18 protein-coding genes are annotated in these 16,757 nt (G+C 48.9%); 7 read left to right on the plus strand and 11 right to left on the minus strand.

What is annotated here, in order from left to right; all coding sequences use genetic code 11:
• Positions 1-48: 48 nt before the first annotated feature.
• Together DFR60_RS28575 and DFR60_RS28580 are read right to left on the minus strand one after the other, a co-directional pair.
• On the minus strand, positions 49-354 hold the full coding sequence (locus tag DFR60_RS28575) for a DUF6110 family protein (RefSeq protein ID WP_110326484.1): 306 nt from the start codon (positions 352-354) through the stop codon (positions 49-51).
• Positions 355-521: 167 nt separating this feature from the next.
• Positions 522-908 carry a heavy-metal-associated domain-containing protein gene (locus tag DFR60_RS28580; protein WP_110326486.1) on the minus strand — a complete coding sequence of 129 codons (387 nt, stop codon included), beginning with the start codon at positions 906-908 and terminating at the stop codon, positions 522-524.
• Positions 909-1,087: 179 nt separating this feature from the next.
• Here DFR60_RS28580 and DFR60_RS28585 point away from each other — a divergent pair, with 179 nt between their 5' ends.
• Positions 1,088-1,471 (plus strand): metal-dependent transcriptional regulator, encoded by a 384-nt coding sequence (locus tag DFR60_RS28585; protein ID WP_025529833.1) that lies wholly within the window; start codon positions 1,088-1,090, stop codon positions 1,469-1,471.
• A 122-nt stretch (positions 1,472-1,593) separates the two neighbouring features.
• On the opposite strand, the gene DFR60_RS28590 is transcribed toward DFR60_RS28585, so the two are convergent.
• Both DFR60_RS28590 and DFR60_RS28595 read right to left on the minus strand, forming a co-directional pair.
• Positions 1,594-1,806 carry a FeoA family protein gene (locus tag DFR60_RS28590; RefSeq protein ID WP_025529832.1) on the minus strand — a complete coding sequence of 71 codons (213 nt, stop codon included), beginning with the start codon at positions 1,804-1,806 and terminating at the stop codon, positions 1,594-1,596.
• A 158-nt stretch (positions 1,807-1,964) separates the two neighbouring features.
• On the minus strand, positions 1,965-2,387 hold the full coding sequence (locus tag DFR60_RS28595) for a flavodoxin (RefSeq protein ID WP_110326488.1): 423 nt from the start codon (positions 2,385-2,387) through the stop codon (positions 1,965-1,967).
• A 373-nt stretch (positions 2,388-2,760) separates the two neighbouring features.
• Between DFR60_RS28595 and DFR60_RS28600 the strand changes: the two genes are divergently transcribed.
• From DFR60_RS28600 to DFR60_RS28610, 3 genes are all read left to right on the plus strand, one after another.
• On the plus strand, positions 2,761-4,155 hold the full coding sequence (locus DFR60_RS28600) for an alanine/glycine:cation symporter family protein (RefSeq protein WP_110326490.1): 1,395 nt from the start codon (positions 2,761-2,763) through the stop codon (positions 4,153-4,155).
• A 125-nt stretch (positions 4,156-4,280) separates the two neighbouring features.
• The gene (locus DFR60_RS28605; protein WP_110326491.1) at positions 4,281-4,613 is read left to right on the plus strand and encodes a PadR family transcriptional regulator; all 333 of its coding nucleotides are present in this window, start codon (positions 4,281-4,283) and stop codon (positions 4,611-4,613) included.
• On the plus strand, positions 4,597-6,123 hold the full coding sequence (locus tag DFR60_RS28610) for a permease prefix domain 1-containing protein (RefSeq protein ID WP_243005208.1): 1,527 nt from the start codon (positions 4,597-4,599) through the stop codon (positions 6,121-6,123). Before DFR60_RS28605 ends, DFR60_RS28610 begins: the two co-directional genes overlap by 17 nt.
• 14 nt (positions 6,124-6,137) lie before the next feature.
• Here the strand turns inward: DFR60_RS28610 and DFR60_RS28615 are convergent, their stop codons facing one another.
• Complete coding sequence (locus tag DFR60_RS28615; protein WP_110326495.1) at positions 6,138-6,782, minus strand: GNAT family N-acetyltransferase; 645 nt, start codon at positions 6,780-6,782, stop codon at positions 6,138-6,140.
• Between the two features lie 94 nt (positions 6,783-6,876).
• On the opposite strand from DFR60_RS28615, the gene DFR60_RS28620 reads away from it, so the two are divergent.
• Positions 6,877-7,689, plus strand: coding sequence for a MerR family transcriptional regulator (locus DFR60_RS28620; protein WP_167437755.1), 813 nt, complete (start codon positions 6,877-6,879; stop codon positions 7,687-7,689).
• Here the strand turns inward: DFR60_RS28620 and DFR60_RS31080 are convergent.
• From DFR60_RS31080 to DFR60_RS28630, 3 genes are read right to left on the minus strand one after another with little or no spacing between them, the layout of a single operon-like run.
• On the minus strand, positions 7,686-7,934 hold the full coding sequence (locus DFR60_RS31080; RefSeq protein ID WP_243005209.1) for a hypothetical protein: 249 nt from the start codon (positions 7,932-7,934) through the stop codon (positions 7,686-7,688). The two genes, DFR60_RS28620 and DFR60_RS31080, sit on opposite strands and share 4 nt — an antisense overlap.
• Entirely contained in the window at positions 7,892-9,085 is a 1,194-nt protein-coding gene (locus tag DFR60_RS28625; protein WP_243005210.1) for an aminotransferase-like domain-containing protein, read from the minus strand. Before DFR60_RS28625 ends, DFR60_RS31080 begins: the two co-directional genes overlap by 43 nt.
• Before the next feature lie 57 nt (positions 9,086-9,142).
• A complete protein-coding gene (locus DFR60_RS28630; RefSeq protein ID WP_110326499.1) occupies positions 9,143-10,933 on the minus strand; it encodes a L,D-transpeptidase family protein in 1,791 nt (596 codons plus the stop codon).
• Positions 10,934-11,310: 377 nt separating this feature from the next.
• On the opposite strand from DFR60_RS28630, the gene DFR60_RS28635 reads away from it, so the two are divergent.
• Together DFR60_RS28635 and DFR60_RS28640 are read left to right on the plus strand one after the other, a co-directional pair.
• Entirely contained in the window at positions 11,311-12,093 is a 783-nt protein-coding gene (locus DFR60_RS28635) for a helix-turn-helix domain-containing protein (protein ID WP_341458012.1), read from the plus strand.
• Between the two features lie 32 nt (positions 12,094-12,125).
• Positions 12,126-12,581, plus strand: coding sequence for a VOC family protein (locus DFR60_RS28640; protein WP_110326503.1), 456 nt, complete (start codon positions 12,126-12,128; stop codon positions 12,579-12,581).
• Between the two features lie 191 nt (positions 12,582-12,772).
• On the opposite strand, the gene lysS is transcribed toward DFR60_RS28640, so the two are convergent.
• From lysS to DFR60_RS28655, 3 genes are all read right to left on the minus strand, one after another.
• Positions 12,773-14,731 (minus strand): lysine--tRNA ligase, encoded by a 1,959-nt coding sequence (gene lysS, locus DFR60_RS28645; RefSeq protein ID WP_110326505.1) that lies wholly within the window; start codon positions 14,729-14,731, stop codon positions 12,773-12,775.
• 35 nt (positions 14,732-14,766) lie between these two features.
• The gene (gene greA / locus DFR60_RS28650) at positions 14,767-15,249 is read right to left on the minus strand and encodes a transcription elongation factor GreA (protein WP_002600589.1); all 483 of its coding nucleotides are present in this window, start codon (positions 15,247-15,249) and stop codon (positions 14,767-14,769) included.
• Positions 15,250-15,475: 226 nt separating this feature from the next.
• Positions 15,476-16,315, minus strand: a complete 840-nt coding sequence (locus DFR60_RS28655) for a hypothetical protein (protein ID WP_110326507.1) — start codon at positions 16,313-16,315, stop codon at positions 15,476-15,478.
• Positions 16,316-16,757: the final 442 nt, after the last annotated feature.

The following is a 16,757-nucleotide window of genomic DNA, read 5'->3' on the forward strand; positions in this document are numbered from 1 at the left end:
CTTCAAAAAGGAACGCCTGATGAAAATTCCATCAGGCGGTGTCTTCTTTTACTCTGCTGCTGTCTCTTCCACCTCTTCCGCGGTCTCAGAAACCATCTCTTCGCTCTCGTCTTCAAAGGCTTCATCCGCTCTCTGGCGGTTGATCTCCTTCGCCTCAGCCAGAATATCGTCTGCGTTCTCCTGGATCGAAGTGGCAGTTGTCATCACGCAGTCCTTCGCGCGCAGACCGGCGGCCAGACAGTTGACGTAAAACTTCTTCGCATCTTTACTCGCCAAAATTTTAACGCCTGCTGTACCGAATAAAACACCTCCTGCAAAGATTCCGATTTTTTTCATTTTGAAGCAGTCCAACATTTCTTTATCCCCCTGTTTTTCTTATTTATGCTTGTAACCCGTGTAAAAAACCATCGCCAGGCAGAACAGCATCGCCCAGGCCCAAAACCTGTGTTTTTTCATCTTCAGTCACTCCTTTTACAAACGTTTTACTAGAAATTCACTCGGTTAGTCAACGCCAACAGGCCTTATTGAGAAATTGAGTCATTTACCGGTGTGATCCGGTAAACAGTGTATCCCGCGTCCTTGACAGTCTCCTTTAACACGGCGTCGCTGAGCTCCTGTTTCATGCGGACATCCGCCTCCGCCTCCATTAAATTCACGCGGGCATAGACGCCCTCCAGGGAATTTAATGCATTCTCCACCCGGATCGCGCAATTGCCGCAGGACATCCCGTCCACCTTCAAAACCCGGCGGTGCAAATAGTGGGTGAGATCCTTATCACTTACCTTTATTTTCTTCACCGCAGCCTCGCCCGAACCTCCGCAGCAGCCGGTGGTCAGCCTCTTTCTGTAGCTTCTTATCGCCAGAACCCCTGCCATGATAAGGGCCAGGCATATTATCGCTGTTGCCATATGTGCTCCTTCCTTTCTTCCAATTTCTTCTATTAGTTATAACTAACTATAGATTAGTACCTGCTAACTGAATTGTCAATAATTTTTTTAATATTCTTATTTTGACCTTTTTCCCCGGCTATGATAAACTATTTGTATCACGCATTCTGATACTTTAACCGCAGGGAGGTAAACTAACATTGAAGATGAACGAATCATCCGAAAACTATCTTGAAACCATACTGATTCTTAGCAATAGAAAGCCCCACGTCCGTTCCATCGATATCGCCAATGAACTGGATTTCTCCAAGCCGAGTGTCAGCGTCGCCATGCGCAACCTCCGTGAAAATGGTTATATTCTGGTGGATCAGGATGGCTATATCACCCTGACAGATTCCGGGAAACAGGTTGCTGAGACCATGTATGAGCGCCATACGATGCTTTCCAACTGGCTGATGTATCTGGGAGTCGATGAAAAAACCGCGGCGGAAGACGCCTGCCGGATCGAGCATGTGGTGAGCGCAAAAAGCTTTCAGGCTATCAAGGATCACGTGACAAAAGGGAATGAATTATTGGAAAAATAGGAAAACAGGCGGTCCGGGGAGAAACCATTTCTCTGCAGACCGCCTGTTTTTCTGTTTTTGTTTTGTTTTGCTTTTGCTTTTTATACAGTTTGTATTCTGTTCCGTTTCCTGCTAAAGCCGGCTCACACCTGAATCCGTCTCGCCACATCTTCACCGATCGCAAGGCGCACGTTATCCCGTCCGATGATGATTCCATCTTTTCCCTGCTGGAAAACACGGATATCGCTTCCCTCTCTGATCCCATATCCGTTTAAAAATTCCAGAATCTGGGGAGCACCAAACATCCATTTGATCGTATAGTCGTCTCCCGCCTTTGCCTGTGCCAGTGACTGCATAGCTGCACCCCCGTTTCCACATCACGCGATGCGTGTTTTCGTTCTATGCGCTTTGAAACTATCCGCCTCTTCTTACTCCTAGTGTAACCATTTTGGCGTCGGTTAGTCAATGGCAATGCGGGTTAGGCACTTTTAATCTTTTTTATATTTCTTCTCTCCTATGCCAGCGCCTTTCCCAGCTCCCCGCAGGCGCTTTCCGCCTCCGCGTCCGGAGCGTCATTACAGATCACGCAGTCGCAGGCCAGTACAGCGCCCTCCTCCCGGCAGGTCTCCTCCCAGGTTCTCATCCACTCGCCGTCTCCCCATCCGTAGGAGCCGAAGAGCGCAATCTTCTTCCCTCTCAGCTTCGCCTCGCAGCTCAGGAACATCGGCTCAAATTCGTCCTCCTCCAGCTGCTCACTTCCCATGGACGGGCAGCCGAATGCAACCGAATCAAATTCATCCATTTTGTCCGCCCCGAATTCCGCAGCCGTAAACAGAGAGACCTCCGCTCCTGCCGCCTGCGCGCCTTCCACCACTTTTGCCGCCATAGCCTCCGTATTGCCTGTTCCGCTCCAATACACTACTGCCGTTTTGCTCATGATTTAATCCTCTCTTCCTTTCTTTTTTACCAACCACGGCGTCCCGGTTCCAGGGCCGGACCGAATACCGGCACAAGGACAGATACGCCTATGTCTCATATGAATTCACGGGTTAGTTTTAACTAACTTCAAATAGTATAGCATTGGGATTCCGTAAATACAAGTACCGCTATTTAACAATGTTTCTCACTATCTGCAGGAACAGACCGAGGGGCCGGGGCCGGCAGGAGCATGGGCCGACAGGCTTAAGAATATCGATTGCCATGTACTTTTCTGTAATATTATGGTATTATTTTATATATTTTTCACTGTTTTTTCCCTTACCAAAACACGGTAATAAAAAGCAAAAATACAATCAGGAAGGTTCCATCATATGTTAAATACTATCGAATCCATCAACAATGCCGTGAACAATTTTATCTGGGGTGTCCCAGCCATGGTCTGCATCATCGGCGTAGGCCTCTATCTGAGTATCCGCACCAATTTTCTGCAGATCCGCAAGTTCTCCTATTCGATCCGTGTTACCCTGGGCCGGATGTTCCGCAAGCGCGGCGCATCCGACGGTACCATGACGCCGTTTCAGGCGGTCTGCACCGCTCTGGCCGCCACAGTCGGCACCGGTAATATCGCTGGAGTGGCCGGAGCCATCGCCATCGGTGGGCCTGGCTCCGTATTCTGGATGTGGGTTTCTGCGCTTCTGGGTATGTGTACGAAGTTTTCTGAGGTAACTCTGGCCGTGCATTTCCGTGAAGTGAATGAGAAAGGCGACTTAGTTGGCGGCCCCATGTACTACATAAAGAACGGCCTCGGAAAAAACTGGCATTGGCTGGCCACTCTGTTTTCGGCCTTCGGCGTCCTCACTGTGTTCGGAACGGGCAATGCCACTCAGGTAAACACCATCACAACAGCGATCAACTCTGCGCTGCTGAGCTACCATTTGATCGAAGAGGGCTCTGCGCACACCACCAGCCTTATCATCGGAATCATTCTGGCGGCTCTGGTTGCCCTGGTCCTTCTCGGTGGAATCAAAAGAATCGGAAGCGTGACGGAGAAACTGGTTCCCTTTATGGCGCTGTTCTATATCGTGCTCGCCTTCGGCGTGATTCTTCTCAATATTAAACGGGTTCCCGCCGTATTTTCGTCGATTGTTTACGGGGCATTTAACCCGGCAGCCGTCACAGGCGGCGTGGTCGGAACCTTCTTTATGAGCATGAAGAAAGGCGTCTCCCGCGGCATCTTCTCCAACGAAGCGGGCCTTGGAACGGGATCCATCGCCCACGCCTGTGCCGACACGAAAAAACCGGTCAAGCAGGGCTTTTTCGGGATTTTCGAAGTGTTTGCCGACACCATCGTCATCTGTACGCTGACCGCATTTGTCATCCTCTGCAGCGGCGTTCCGGTTCCTTACGGGGAAGCGGCCGGCGCGGAACTGACCATTCTCGGGTTTACTTCCACCTATGGCAGCTGGGTCTCCATTTTTACAGCCGTTGCCATGTGCTGTTTCGCATTTTCCACCATCATCGGCTGGGGATTATACGGTGCGAGATGTATCGAGTTCCTGTTCTCCTCGCGCATTATCAAAGCGTTCATGATCGTCTACTCTCTCGTCGCAATCCTGGGTGCCACCATGGATTTAGGGATGCTCTGGAGTATCGCCGAAACCTTTAACGGCCTGATGGCAATTCCCAACCTGATCGCGGTGTTCCTGCTGTCCGGCACTGTAGTCAGGCTGGTCAAAGAATACTTTGACGGGGAAGGAAAAGAGTAATCTGCGAATTTTAAGAATTATTATTTGCTTCTTGACATACCTCGAGTTTCTATGTATGATAGGATTACGATACATAGAAACTCGAGGTATTATTTTAGGGAAATATTTCCCGGACGGAGGTAAATGTGGACAAAAAATATATGGCTGTAGGCTCTTCCATGCTGATCCTGAAGCTATTGGAACAGCAGGACATGTATGGCTATCAGATCATCAAAGAGCTGGAAATAAGAAGTGAACGAGTTTTCACGCTGAAGGAGGGGACGCTTTATCCCCTGCTGCACGCGCTCGAACAGGATGGGGCGGTGATCTGCGAACAGAGAACTGCGGAAAATGGCCGTGAGCGTAAGTATTACATCATTACCGAAAGCGGCCGGAAGCTTTTACACGATAAGCTGAAGGAATGGGATTCCTTTCAGACGGCGGTGAATCAGGTGATCGGGGGTGTTTTGTTTGGATAACCCCTTCCAGAAGAATCACAATCAGCATACGGATTATGAAGAAGCATTTTTAGAGGATGTGGCGGATCAGATCGCCTATAAGCCTCTGCGTCCGGCAGTGGTAAGAGAATTAAAGGACCATATCGATGACAGGACGGAAGAGTATCTCTCAGAAGGGATGAGTCCCGAAGATGCGGTTAAGAAAGCGGTGGATGCCATGGGGGACGGTGTGGCGATCGGCACCGGGATCAACGCGGTCCGTCACGTCCAGTCCAGCCGCCTTCTGATGGTTTTAACCGTGCTTCTCCTTCTCATCGGTCTCGCTGCGGAAACCTGCACGGCCGTGATTCCGGAACTGACGTTCCGCGGGCTTCATATCTATCTGACTGGCGCTGTCCTTCTGGTGGTCATGGCGCTGAAAGGATACCCTCTGCTGATCCGGTACCAGAAGCGGCTGCTCATTCTGGCGGCAGCCATATTTACCGCGGAAGCCATATTCCTTTCCATGATCGAATTCGATTGGATACCGGACGCAATCTGGGACACGGCATACATCATTCCATGGCATATGATTGATTACTATGCGATTCTGCTGTCCGGACCGGTTGTTGTCATCCTTCTCTACCGAATGCGGAAACAGACATCGAAAGCCATGGCAGCCGCTTTTCTTCTCACTGCCGGTGCAGTCCTTATCCATTACTTTACATACAAAAGCTTTACGCTGGCCGAGACCGTGACTTTCCTCTTCTCCATGATCGGAACCGTGTTGTATATGATCTGCCGGGAGATATTCACCGGAAATAAAAGAAGGCTCCTGATCCAGGCAGCCGCCGGGGGCGTGGTACTCCTTCTTGTTTATGGTATGCTTCCCGGCCAGTCCTGGTATTTTCAGGCATTTGTAAATCCGGAGGCGAACGCATACGACACCTTAAGCGACTCCTATAACGGGGTTCTGATTCAGGAGCTGCTCTCCAAATCGCCGCTGGCCGGCAGGATCTCGCTTACGCCGGAGGAACTGATGGAGTATGGAACCGGCGAATGGTATTTCAGCTATGGAGATGCCAGAGAGGCTGCCGCGGAAGGGAAAAAGCTATTCTCTGAACATCACCGGTCCATCTTCCGCTCCAATCAGTCAGATGTCACTTTATGGGACATACTGCCCCAGCATTACGCGAATAACTATCTTCTGGCCGTATTCATTCTACAGTTCGGCTGGCTGGCCGGAATTCTGTTTCTTGCAGTTATGGCAGCCTTCTACGCAGTCCTCTTCTCCTGCATCCGAAGGATACACGGCGCGCTCGCCGGAGCGGTGTCCTTTCACTGCGGCCTGTGCCTGCTGTTTCAGAGCGTGCTCTATATACTTGGGAACTTCGGTTTTCAGTATGGCAGCTTTACTAATCTTCCCATGGTTTCGGAGGGCAGTATCAGTATCCTCGTAAATATGCTTCTGCTGGGATTTATCTTCTCTTCCTACCGGTATGACCGGGTCATAGACGCGCCTGCCTGCGGGCAGCGAAGCAGTGCGGTCTGAATTGCAGTGCGGCCTTAACTGGCCGCCTGCAATTCCAAGCCATAGATAAACATATTCAGGCGGTAGTCCGTATGGGGGCTGAATTCCACCGTCTTCTCTCCCAGCCGCCGCATTCCCCGCTTCTCGTAAAACTGGTAAGTACAGCTGGAATCCGTGAAGAGGTATAGAGTCTTCGCCCCTTCCTGTTCCAGATAATCAAGGGCCTGGGCAAAAAGCATTTTTCCGATGCCGGTTCCCCTTGTACTCTCATCCACGGCAAAGAAACAGATTTCCGCGTCAAAAGCATTTCCTGCATTTTTCAGCAGTTCTTCGTCCGTCTGGTCAAAGGTACTGAAGAATTTTCCGATTCCTCTTCCGGTTTTCGTCGTAAACAGCAGCGCAATGGACCAGAACTGAGCCAGGGTACGGCGAAGGGCGAGTTTCGGAACGGATTTTTTACTCCCCGCCAGAATAACTCCCAGCACCTTTCCATCCACAGCCGCGACACAGGAAAATGTCGCCCGCAGCAGACAGGAACGCAGATACAGCCTTGCCATATGCTTTGCATCCTTCGGATTGCTGCTCAGTGCATCGTATTTCCACGTCTTGCGTATGATATCCTCTATAAATGGATAATCCTTTCGTGTGATAGGGCGCAGTGTAATATGTTCTGAATTCATGACTCAATTCTCCTTTTTTCTTGTATTTGTTCTGTTTCATCTGTATAATAATTCATACAGTAACTGTACGGTCAAGAGGAAAAGGGGATTTTTTATGGAAAGAGTAAAATTATTTACGATCGGTCAATTTGCAGCCCTTCATAACATCAACAAAAAAACTCTGATGTGGTACGATGAGATCGGCTTATTCAAGCCGGCGGCCGTAAAAGAGAATGGCTACCGCTATTACACCTACTATCAGAGCTCTTTGCTGGAGACGATTCTGATTTTACGGGAACTGAATATGGGAATTCCTGAGATCAAAGAGTTTTTAGACAGGCGTGGGGCAGAAGCCTACGTTCAGCTTCTGCATAAAAAGATTCAGGACGTGGACCGTGAAATAGAAAAGCTGAATGCGATCCGTGATATGCTGACGGACCAGTGCGATACCTTCACCGATTTACTGAACGCCGATCTGACCCGGATCGACGTTGTCGAATGTGAAGAGGAGTATCTGCACATCATTGCCTCCGATCAGGCCCTGTCCATGGAGGATGAGATCGAACAGATGGTTGAATCCATGAAACAGCACCATTTTAAGAGTCTCCACGATACTACTTACGGCTCCCTGATCTCCGTCTCCCACCTGCTCCATTCCGAGTTCGACCAGTATGACGGCCTGTTTATGAAGGTTTCCAACACAGCTTCCGTAAATGAAATCCATAAAAAGCCGCGCGGCAGCTATCTGCGCGCCTACTGTATGGGAAGCTGGGACAAGCTTCCGCAGCGGTATTCTGAAATCCTGGACTATGCGAAGCAGCACGGCCTCACGCTTTTCGGATACGCCTACGAAACAGGGGTAAACGAGATGACCATCAATTCCATTGACGAATACATCACACGAATTGAGATTCCGGTCAAAAACTAAACAATGAATAAAGGCGCCGCCTCCCGCTGCTGGATAAAATTCTGCAGTACCTCCAGCCCCCGGCGGAGTTGTTCGTCACTCTCCGCCGAGCTGGTTGCCACTCTGACGGCATTTGCTTTCAGCTGTTTTCCGACATAGAAGCGCTCTGCGCCGAATACGCTGACTCCCCTGCCGGAGAGTTCGGCCTCACACAGCCTTCCGGTTAAATGCTCCGGGAGTTCCAGCCACTGATAATACGATTCCATGCAAATATCGCGGTCGGGAAAAAGGAAGTGTAAATCTGATTGCGCTCCGCGGCGGCCGCTCTCTTTTTCTGTATGATTTTCCACGCCAGGCCGCTACGGATTATCTCGGCTGCAATCTCCATATTTAAAGAAGAAATCTTCAAATTCTGGCTGAACATCCCCTGTTCCATGGCATTGATATACTGATCCGGCAGATATAAATATGCAATTCTTATCCCCGGACATAGTGGCTTGGAAAGCCCGCTGACATAGATACAGTGTTCCGGCGCCTCCAGGGCGAGGGGCGAATACGGTGTCTCAAGCAGGGCGGCGTAATTGTCATCCTCAATCGCGATCAGGTTCTGTTTTCGTATAATCTCAGCGATCTCCCTCTTCCTCGAATCTGAAAAGGCGATATTGGTTGGATTTCCTCCCGCCGGCATCATATATACGCCTTTGATTTTTTGAAGCGTACAGACATTTTCCAGTTGGTCGGGACGCATTCCCCACACGTCATTTTCAATAGGCACCAGCTGTAAATAAAGCTGATTGGCCAGGCTGATGAAATTTGGATACGTGTAAGTGTCGACGGCAATGCGGTCTCCCGCCTCAAAAAGTGAGGAAAGTATGGTCGCAAGTGCATTCTGAGCGCCTGCCGCGATCATGGTGTTGTGCTCATTGGCCTCCAGGCCAAACCGCTGCAGCCACCGGGAAGCGGCCAGAATCTGCCCTCTGTCCCCAAGGGGATGGGAGTACTCAAACAGCCTCTCTGAAAATGGTTTTTTCAGAATCTCCATCGTCAGATCCCGGATCGCCGCGTTGGACTCGTAGAAGGGATGGATGATGGCCAGTTCGATTCTGGGTTCGGTATTTTTCTCTACTGTGGACGTGGGGACATTGGCATAAGGCGTCACATACGTCCCTTTTCCCGTGGCGGCGTGGATCAGCCCACGCATTTCACAGAGCTTGTACGCCTTTGTGATGGTGCTCAGATTCAAATCCAGAAAGTCCGCCAGCTCCCGCTGTGGGGGCAGCTTCGTATTGGCCGCCAGCTTCCCGCTCTTAATATCCTGCTCCATCAGATCGGCAAGACTGTAATAGACCGGGTATGCCAGCTTCTGCTTGTCCGGCTTCCAGGACATTGGATAATTCTCAAATGAATTAATTGACATAATAATCTCCTCCAGTACTAAGTTTCTGTGTTCGCTGCCGTATTAGAAAAGGCGGTGTTACGGCCCCGGGGATACGGTTGCTGGGTGGGTGGGATTATCCGACGGATTCGGTTGGTTTGACGGATTCGGCTGGTTCGGCATGGAAACGTCGGAAATAGGGGATGTCGCTGGTATTTGGTTATTTCTGCTTTCGCTTCCAGGCTGGGAGGATGGATTTTCTCCATCGCTGCTGGTATTTCCGGGGTCAGCCGTCTGGCTCTCTCCAGTCGTATCATCTTCTGCTGGCGAACTGTTTTCTGTCTGGCTGCTGTTTGGAGTTGTTTTCTTTGATCCCTCCCCCGGCGTAGTCTTACCAGTTTCCGTTCCATCCAGATGATAACATAATATCGGTATGTGTGCCTCAATATTTTCATAAATAGTTTTTGCCACCGCAGGAGGAAGGTTTATACAGCCATGGGAACCGTTTTTCTTATAGATGGTCCCTCCAAAACTGGACCGCCAGTAACCATCATGCATCCCGATATTTCCGTTAAAAGGCATCCAGTATGTAACAGGCGTATTATAGTTTTTGCCCTTCAAAACCGCGTTGCGCTTCTTATAGGTCAGTTCATAGGCGCCAGCAGGGGTGCTCCAGCCCTTCGCCTCATTTCCGGATACAAAATCCGATTCAATCAGCAGCTTCCCATTCTTATAATAGAACAAATGCTGGGCCGTGAGATTCATCTCCACGTAAGTGTCCCCGTAATCCGGGCCGTCGTGGCTGGCCGCTTTCTGGGCGTAGACCGGCTCCCGCTCCTGACTTTCACCGGATCTGATTATTTCCAACAGAGCCTCCGTTTCCGCCTCCTTATCAATCAGCCAGCCATAATGACCTTTTGTGATCGTCACAGTTGGTCCGTAGGAAGTTTTCAGTTCCTTCGCGCAGTATGCAGTATTGTATTTTTTCGCCAGATTCACCACATACTCTTCAACTCCGTTCCGGTCAACGACTGCACTTCCTTCTCCCTCCATCGACAGCCACGGAAGAATCGTACTTCCATCCAGTACCTCAGAACGGCTTCCGAACCGGTAGGTCACGGTCACATCTGCACAGACCTTTAACGCCTCCTTTTGAGCCAGCAGTTCCGGGTCCGTCTCTGAGACTCCCGGCTCTTTATAGACAGCCCGTTCGTCCAGCGAGATACGCGTTTCCAGGCTGGAGACCGCTTTTCCTATTTCTTCTGACAGACGTTTCCGGACAGGCGCCTTTCCCGGTTCTTCCTTAATAATCTGTAATCCGATTCCACTCACAAAAGCCACATACGCGTCAGCCGGCTCCACAACCTGTTCCGGATTGAGACAATCCAGAGCAGCAACCGCCAAATCCATGTTTTCTTTATCATATTCCACCATATAGCTGGAGGGATACTCGGCTCCTCTTATGGCTAGCAGCCCCCATAGCAGAGAATTCTGCTTCCTCAAAATGTTCTCTAATGTCCCGTCAAAGACAGGATGCAGACCGATCGTTTCTCCATTTATCCGCTCCTCTGCTCCGTCCCTCTCCTCCAGGATCAGTTCATAACGTTCAATTCCCTTCCTGATCTCTGACTGCACCTCTTCTATCGTCAGCCCCGAGACAGTAATACCGCCAATCTTCGTGTTTGGCAGAAATGTATTTCTGTATTTCAGGCTGATCATGCAGTAGACTATTGCTGCCGCCGCTATCATACAAAGGGAAATACGTCTGGTAAAATAGATCCATTTTCTTCTCCTTCGCCGTCTTCTGGCCTTCACGCTGCGGTCCGTGATGTGTTTCTCATTACATCGCTTCGACGACCGCTCCCCGCCATTACTCCTTCTTTCAACCATATATCTTTCTTATGCTCCTCATTTCAATCCGTCTGTCACTTTACTTCTGCAATACAGCTTTGAATCTATCGGTATTATATCATCAACCTTGCACCACAAAAACAGAAGAATTGTGTGGCAGACAATTTAAGCGGCAGAACTATGGTAAGAGGTTACAGTTCACAGCCCTGTCGGCCTCTGCTTCCCGGTCTGCCTCGATAAGCACAAAGAAAATATAGACTTTTTATACGAAATGTAGTAGACTGAATCAGGAAGTGCGGATAGAATTATCTGCATTTTTTTATTTAAACAGATCAGTTCTCAGAAAGTGAAAATAAAAATATATGATAAAAAAGGACAGCGCAGATTTTTCAGCCGTGAAAACCAATACGCAATTAATGGGTGATGAGAATTTTGCTTATTTTTCTCCCAGTGAGCAGTTGAAAACAATGATCTCTAACTATACCATAACCTTTCCAGTCAAAGGTGTCATTTCCGATGACTATACTATCGTGCCGCATGGAAGTGCAACTCTTGTCCTTACATATGACGGGGCCAATCTGCACAGCCAGATATTCGGACCGTCCTCCAAACCATATTTTGTTGGAAAAAATGCGAATGCATGCAGCGTGATATTTATTATTGAATTTCAGCCGGCAGGGCTGTTTGTATTCACCGGAACAAAACAGAATCAGCTGATGGATACGATCACTTCCTTTGAACAGATCGCGCCCCGCCTGGATTCTTCCATAAAAGAAATATTCTGCAACGCGGGAACCGCGGAAGAACTGCTGACCAGAATCGAGAGTCTGCTGCATTGCAGCCAATGCGGACAATACCCGGCTGAATTCCGCCTGGCCGTGCAGCTGATCATTCAAAGCAATGGTAACATAAGTCTCAAAGAAATAACAGAAAAAACATTTTACAGTGAACGGCATTTAAACAGGCTTTCCAATCACTATTTAGGATTTAACCTGAAACATTTTTCCCGAATCGTGCGTATCAACAAAGCCATTTATCTGCTGCACCATACGAGCCACAGCCTCGATTATATATCTGCCGAATCCGGTTTTTATGATATTTCTCACTTTATAAGGGATTTTAGGGCCGTATGCGGCGTTACTCCTCAGAAATACCGAAGCAACATGTCCGATTTTTACAGTGCGATCGCAAAGTTTTAGTCTATAATTGAGAAAAAAGAGGAGGTATCCATATGAAATACGGAGGTACATTGCTTATAGTTGATGATATGGAAAAAGCGAAATATTTTTACGAAACAATCCTGGAGCAAAAAGTCCTCATGGATTTAGGAGAACACGTCTCATTGGAAAATGGCCTCAGCCTGCAGGCAAACTACGAAGAAATGATCGGTAAATCACTGAACAGAAAGACAGAAGCAAATAACTTTCAGCTCTATTTTGAAACAGACCAGATCGACGACTGGGAGAGAAAGCTGGAGGCCATCGAAGGAGTGGATTTTATCCATCACCCGACGGAATATCCCTGGGGCCAGCGGAGTATGCGGTTTTATGATTTTGATAAATATATCATCGAGGCAGCAGAAAGCATGGAGTGCGTCATCAGGCGTTTTCTCAGCCAGGGATTAGCGGTTGAGGAAGTGTCCAAACGGACTATGTATCCGGTTGAGTTTGTTGAAATGCTGGTGTAATTGGATAAATCTTTACTGATCTGCAACGAAATGGATCGACATTCTGGCCATACCAACGAAAAAACGGCATGGTATGCCATAGCAAAGGCAGATGTTTTTTCACACATCAAAACAGGTATCTGACGAAGAAGCATTTCTTCATCAGATACCTGTTATTATTATCTCTTACATTCCTATGCTATCGCAGCTTCTTAATACAACTTCGCCCCCGCCGGAATCCTGTCATCCACCATCAGCAGATTCAGTCCCTCATGTCCGTCTTCCTCATGCACTGCTGAAATCAGCATACCGCAGGAGTCAATTCCCATCATCTTTCTTGGCGGCAGATTCACGATGGCAATGGCTGTCTTACCAATCAGATCCTCCGGCTCGTAGTACTCATGAATTCCGCTTAAAATCGTGCGGTCTGTGCCGCTTCCATCGTCCAGAGTAAACTGGAGAAGCTTCTTGCTCTTCGGCACTGCCACGCAGTCTTTGATCTTCACTGCACGGTAATCAGACTTTGAGAAAGTCTCAAAATCCACCATCTCTTCAAACAGCGGCTCGATCTTCACATTGGAAAAATCAATTTCCACTGCGGCTTTCACGTTCTCAGCCGCCGGAGCTGAAACAGCGGCCGGAGCTGCCTTCTCTGCCTTTCTGTTATTATCAGAACCGCCCAGCGTCTTCATGGTCGGGAACAGCAGAACGTCACGGATTGCATAGGAATCAGTCAGCAGCATAACGAAACGGTCGATGCCAATGCCGATACCGCCTGTCGGAGGCATACCGATCATAAGCGCATTTAAGAAGTCCTCATCCATGGAGTTCGCCTCTTCATCGCCTGCGGCCTTCAACACTTCCTGGGCCTCAAAACGGACTCTCTGGTCAATCGGATCGTTTAATTCAGAGTAAGCGTTGGCCATCTCACGCTTTGTGATAAACAGCTCGAAACGCTCCGTATAGTCAGGATCATCCGGTTTTCTCTTGGTCAGAGGAGAAATCTCCACCGGGTGGTCCATGATAAAGGTCGGCTGCACCAGATTCTCTTCCACAAACTCTTCAAACAGCATGCTTAAGATGTCGCCCTTCTTGTGGCGCGCCTCATACTGGATATGGTACTGGTCTGCCAGCGCCTTTGCTTCTTCATCCGTATGAATCTCCGTAAAGTCAATTCCCTTATATTTCTTCAGCGCGTCTACCATGGTAATGCGCTCAAATGGCTTCGATAAATCGATTTCCACGCCGTCGTACGACACGACTGCGGTTCCCAGAACCTTTAAGGCTACGGAACGGAACAGGTTCTCAACCAGGTCCATCATACCGTGGTAATCCGTATATGCCTGATACAGCTCCATTAAGGTAAATTCCGGATTGTGGCGGGTATCCACGCCCTCGTTGCGGAATACGCGGCCAATCTCATAGACTCTCTCCAGACCGCCTACGATCAGTCTCTTCAGATACAGTTCCAGAGAAATCCTGAGCTTCACATCCTCGTCCAGCGCGTTGTAATGAGTCTCGAATGGTCTCGCAGCCGCACCGCCCGCGTTGGCAACCAGCATCGGCGTCTCCACTTCCATGAAGCCCTGGTCGTCCAAATGATCACGGATGGCCTTGATAATCTGGGAGCGCTTTACAAAGGTGTCACGCACCTCCGGATTCATGACTAAATCCACGTAACGCTGTCTGTAGCGAAGGTCTGTATTGGTCAGGCCATGGAACTTTTCAGGAAGAATCTGAAGGCTCTTGGTCAGCAGAACGACGCTGGTGGCATGGATGGAAATCTCACCGGTCTTCGTGGTAAATGCGGTTCCCTTAATACCGACAATATCGCCGATATCCATCTTCTTGAAATCCTTATAGGACTCCTCGCCAATGCTGTCTCTGGCTACATAAGTCTGGATATTTCCCTTTAAATCCTGAACGTTACAGAAAGAAGCCTTTCCCATCACACGCTTGGACATCATACGTCCTGCTACGGAAACTTCCTTTCCTTCCCATTCCTCATAATTTTCCTTAATGTCACTGCTGTGCACAGTTACATCATACTTTGTAATCTTAAACGGATCCTTTCCCGCTTCCTGAAGCTCCGCCAGCTTATCGCGGCGCACCTTCAGCAACTGGTTTATATCCTCTTCCTTAACCTGGTTCTGGTTCTGCTGTTCTGCCACTTATATACACTCCTTTGTGAACTTGACTTTTGGACTTATGACACTCTCTGGATTTCCAGCACCTTGTACTGGATCACACCGGCCTGGGTTTCCACATCTACGACATCGCCGGCTTTTTTGCCCATCAATGCCTGGCCTACCGGTGACTCGTTGGAAATCTTGTTCTGAAGGCTGTTCGCCTCTGTGGAACCCACGATCTTGAACTCCATCTCCTCGTCCTCATCCACGTCGTAAACCTTTACCTTACAGCCAATGTTAATCTTATCTAAATCAATCTCATCTTCTACAACAACTTCTGCGTTCTTAAGCAGCTTCTCAAGCTCCTCGATACGAAGCTCGATATCTCTCTGCTCGTCTTTCGCAGCATCATACTCCGCGTTCTCAGATAAGTCCCCCTGCTCCCTGGCTTCCTTAATCTTCTGGGCAACTTCTTTTCGTTTCACTACTTTTAAGTTCTGAAGCTCATCCTCATATCTCTTAAGACCTTCATATGTTAATATATTTTTCTTATCTGCCATGGTTTTACTTCCTCCTGGTTTAATTCTCGCTCTTTCGCATTCAAAGTATTATATCTTAAACGTACCGGATTGTCAAGAATTCCGCCTATTTTCCCTCGCAAATAGGTAACAGTTCAGACGGCTTATCTTCTTGACCGAAAAATCCGGAACATAAAAAATGTGTTTTCTATTCTTATCCATTTCCGATGTATTTTATTCTGCTTTTTTATAAACTCACACTTTATTTTCAATCCTCTTCCAGGATAAACCGCAGATACGTCCTGTCATCGAAGCTGTGAAATCCCGGGGCAATCCCTTTCGGTCCCTTAAACCGGAACATGCACATGGGATCTGTCTCCTTCACCTCCCGGATGACGGCTTCGCTCTCCGCAAGATTCCCGAAAAGTTCCGGGTATCCGTCGCTCGCCAGCACCACCTCTTCTCCTGGCCGGACCGGATACACCTGGGTGTGTTCTTCATGGATGGGAAAACCATCCAGCACGTCGTAGGAATACTCCCCGTCACCATTGGCAAACTGGCACTCTCCCACCAGAAGCGGCATGATGTACTCGCGCCCCGTGTCATGCTCCGCCAGCTCCTCAAGCGTCTTTCCGGCCGCCAGCTCCAGCTGGTTGTAAGCCGATCTGACACCCGCGGTCAGTTCATCCATCACCGTCGTCTTCCTGTAAAGCCTGCCGCCGACCATACACTGGCAATCCCCAAAGCACCAGACCTCCCGGCGCATACGGCTGTATACAATGAGAACAGCCTGAGGCCGCTCCTCCCTCACCCGTTCCAGTACCTCCGGATTTTCCGCCGCCTGAAATGAGGCCTCCCGCAGCACGCCATTTAAATAAGAAACAGCGCCTTCCGCATTCATATCCGCAGGAAGCGTTTCCAACGCCTCCAGAAGCACATCTTTGGCGAATCGGCCCCCTGTCTTTTCCCCTGGCCAGACGAGGCTTCCCTTGCTGGTCACCCCATCGATGACCGCGTAATAGTTACGGCCTGTATGCAGGCCATCCTCGCACAGTTCCTGGTTCGGCTGCTTGGCCTGGATCCATGTTTCAATAATCCGCTCTCCCATTTGGAACACTCCTCCTCCCGGCGACTTCCATTTTTCTCTCTCCTGCTGCCTCTCTCCACAGCGAAACCGCCCCGCGAACCGCTGCACAGAGAATACGAAATGGCAGGTTTTCTCCCTGCCATCGTTGTCGGAAGCATCTGCCCCCGCTAAAGCCATATAATATCAGTTGGTAGTATACCACATAACGAGAATAATAACAATATCGTCTTCCTAATTCAAAAGACAGGCCTTTCCCCTGTTCGGGCGTTTGACACATCAATCAATCAAAAAGTGCTGCAAAGCCTTATTGCAGGCTTATTTTTTTGTCAACTTTTTAGCTTTATTATATAGTAATATTTAGTGATATGTGCTATAATGGTGTTGAGGTGATTATTTATGCGGGTTACTACATCCAGATCAAAAAACTCAGAATCCTTTTACATTACCAAATCCTATACGAATG

The organism is Hungatella effluvii, from assembly GCF_003201875.1.
In the GTDB taxonomy this organism is placed as follows: Bacteria; Bacillota; Clostridia; order Lachnospirales; family Lachnospiraceae; genus Hungatella; species Hungatella effluvii.

Bases quoted from the DNA above. Each gene is read 5' to 3' on its own strand.
- DFR60_RS28655 (WP_110326507.1), bottom strand. From the start codon at position 16,315: ATGGGAGAGCGGATTATTGAAACATGGATCCAGGCCAAGCAGCCGAAC.
- DFR60_RS28630 (WP_110326499.1), bottom strand. From the start codon at position 10,933: ATGGTTGAAAGAAGGAGTAATGGCGGGGAGCGGTCGTCGAAGCGATGT.
- DFR60_RS28640 (WP_110326503.1), top strand. From the start codon at position 12,126: ATGAAATACGGAGGTACATTGCTTATAGTTGATGATATGGAAAAAGCG.
- DFR60_RS28590 (WP_025529832.1), bottom strand. From the start codon at position 1,806: ATGCAGTCACTGGCACAGGCAAAGGCGGGAGACGACTATACGATCAAA.
- DFR60_RS28620 (WP_167437755.1), top strand. From the start codon at position 6,877: ATGGAAAGAGTAAAATTATTTACGATCGGTCAATTTGCAGCCCTTCAT.
- greA (WP_002600589.1), bottom strand. From the start codon at position 15,249: ATGGCAGATAAGAAAAATATATTAACATATGAAGGTCTTAAGAGATAT.
- DFR60_RS31080 (WP_243005209.1), bottom strand. From the start codon at position 7,934: ATGGAATCGTATTATCAGTGGCTGGAACTCCCGGAGCATTTAACCGGA.
- DFR60_RS28600 (WP_110326490.1), top strand. From the start codon at position 2,761: ATGTTAAATACTATCGAATCCATCAACAATGCCGTGAACAATTTTATC.
- DFR60_RS28635 (WP_341458012.1), top strand. From the start codon at position 11,311: ATGGGTGATGAGAATTTTGCTTATTTTTCTCCCAGTGAGCAGTTGAAA.
- DFR60_RS28625 (WP_243005210.1), bottom strand. From the start codon at position 9,085: ATGTCAATTAATTCATTTGAGAATTATCCAATGTCCTGGAAGCCGGAC.
- DFR60_RS28580 (WP_110326486.1), bottom strand. From the start codon at position 908: ATGGCAACAGCGATAATATGCCTGGCCCTTATCATGGCAGGGGTTCTG.
- DFR60_RS28575 (WP_110326484.1), bottom strand. From the start codon at position 354: ATGTTGGACTGCTTCAAAATGAAAAAAATCGGAATCTTTGCAGGAGGT.
- DFR60_RS28615 (WP_110326495.1), bottom strand. From the start codon at position 6,782: ATGAATTCAGAACATATTACACTGCGCCCTATCACACGAAAGGATTAT.
- DFR60_RS28595 (WP_110326488.1), bottom strand. From the start codon at position 2,387: ATGAGCAAAACGGCAGTAGTGTATTGGAGCGGAACAGGCAATACGGAG.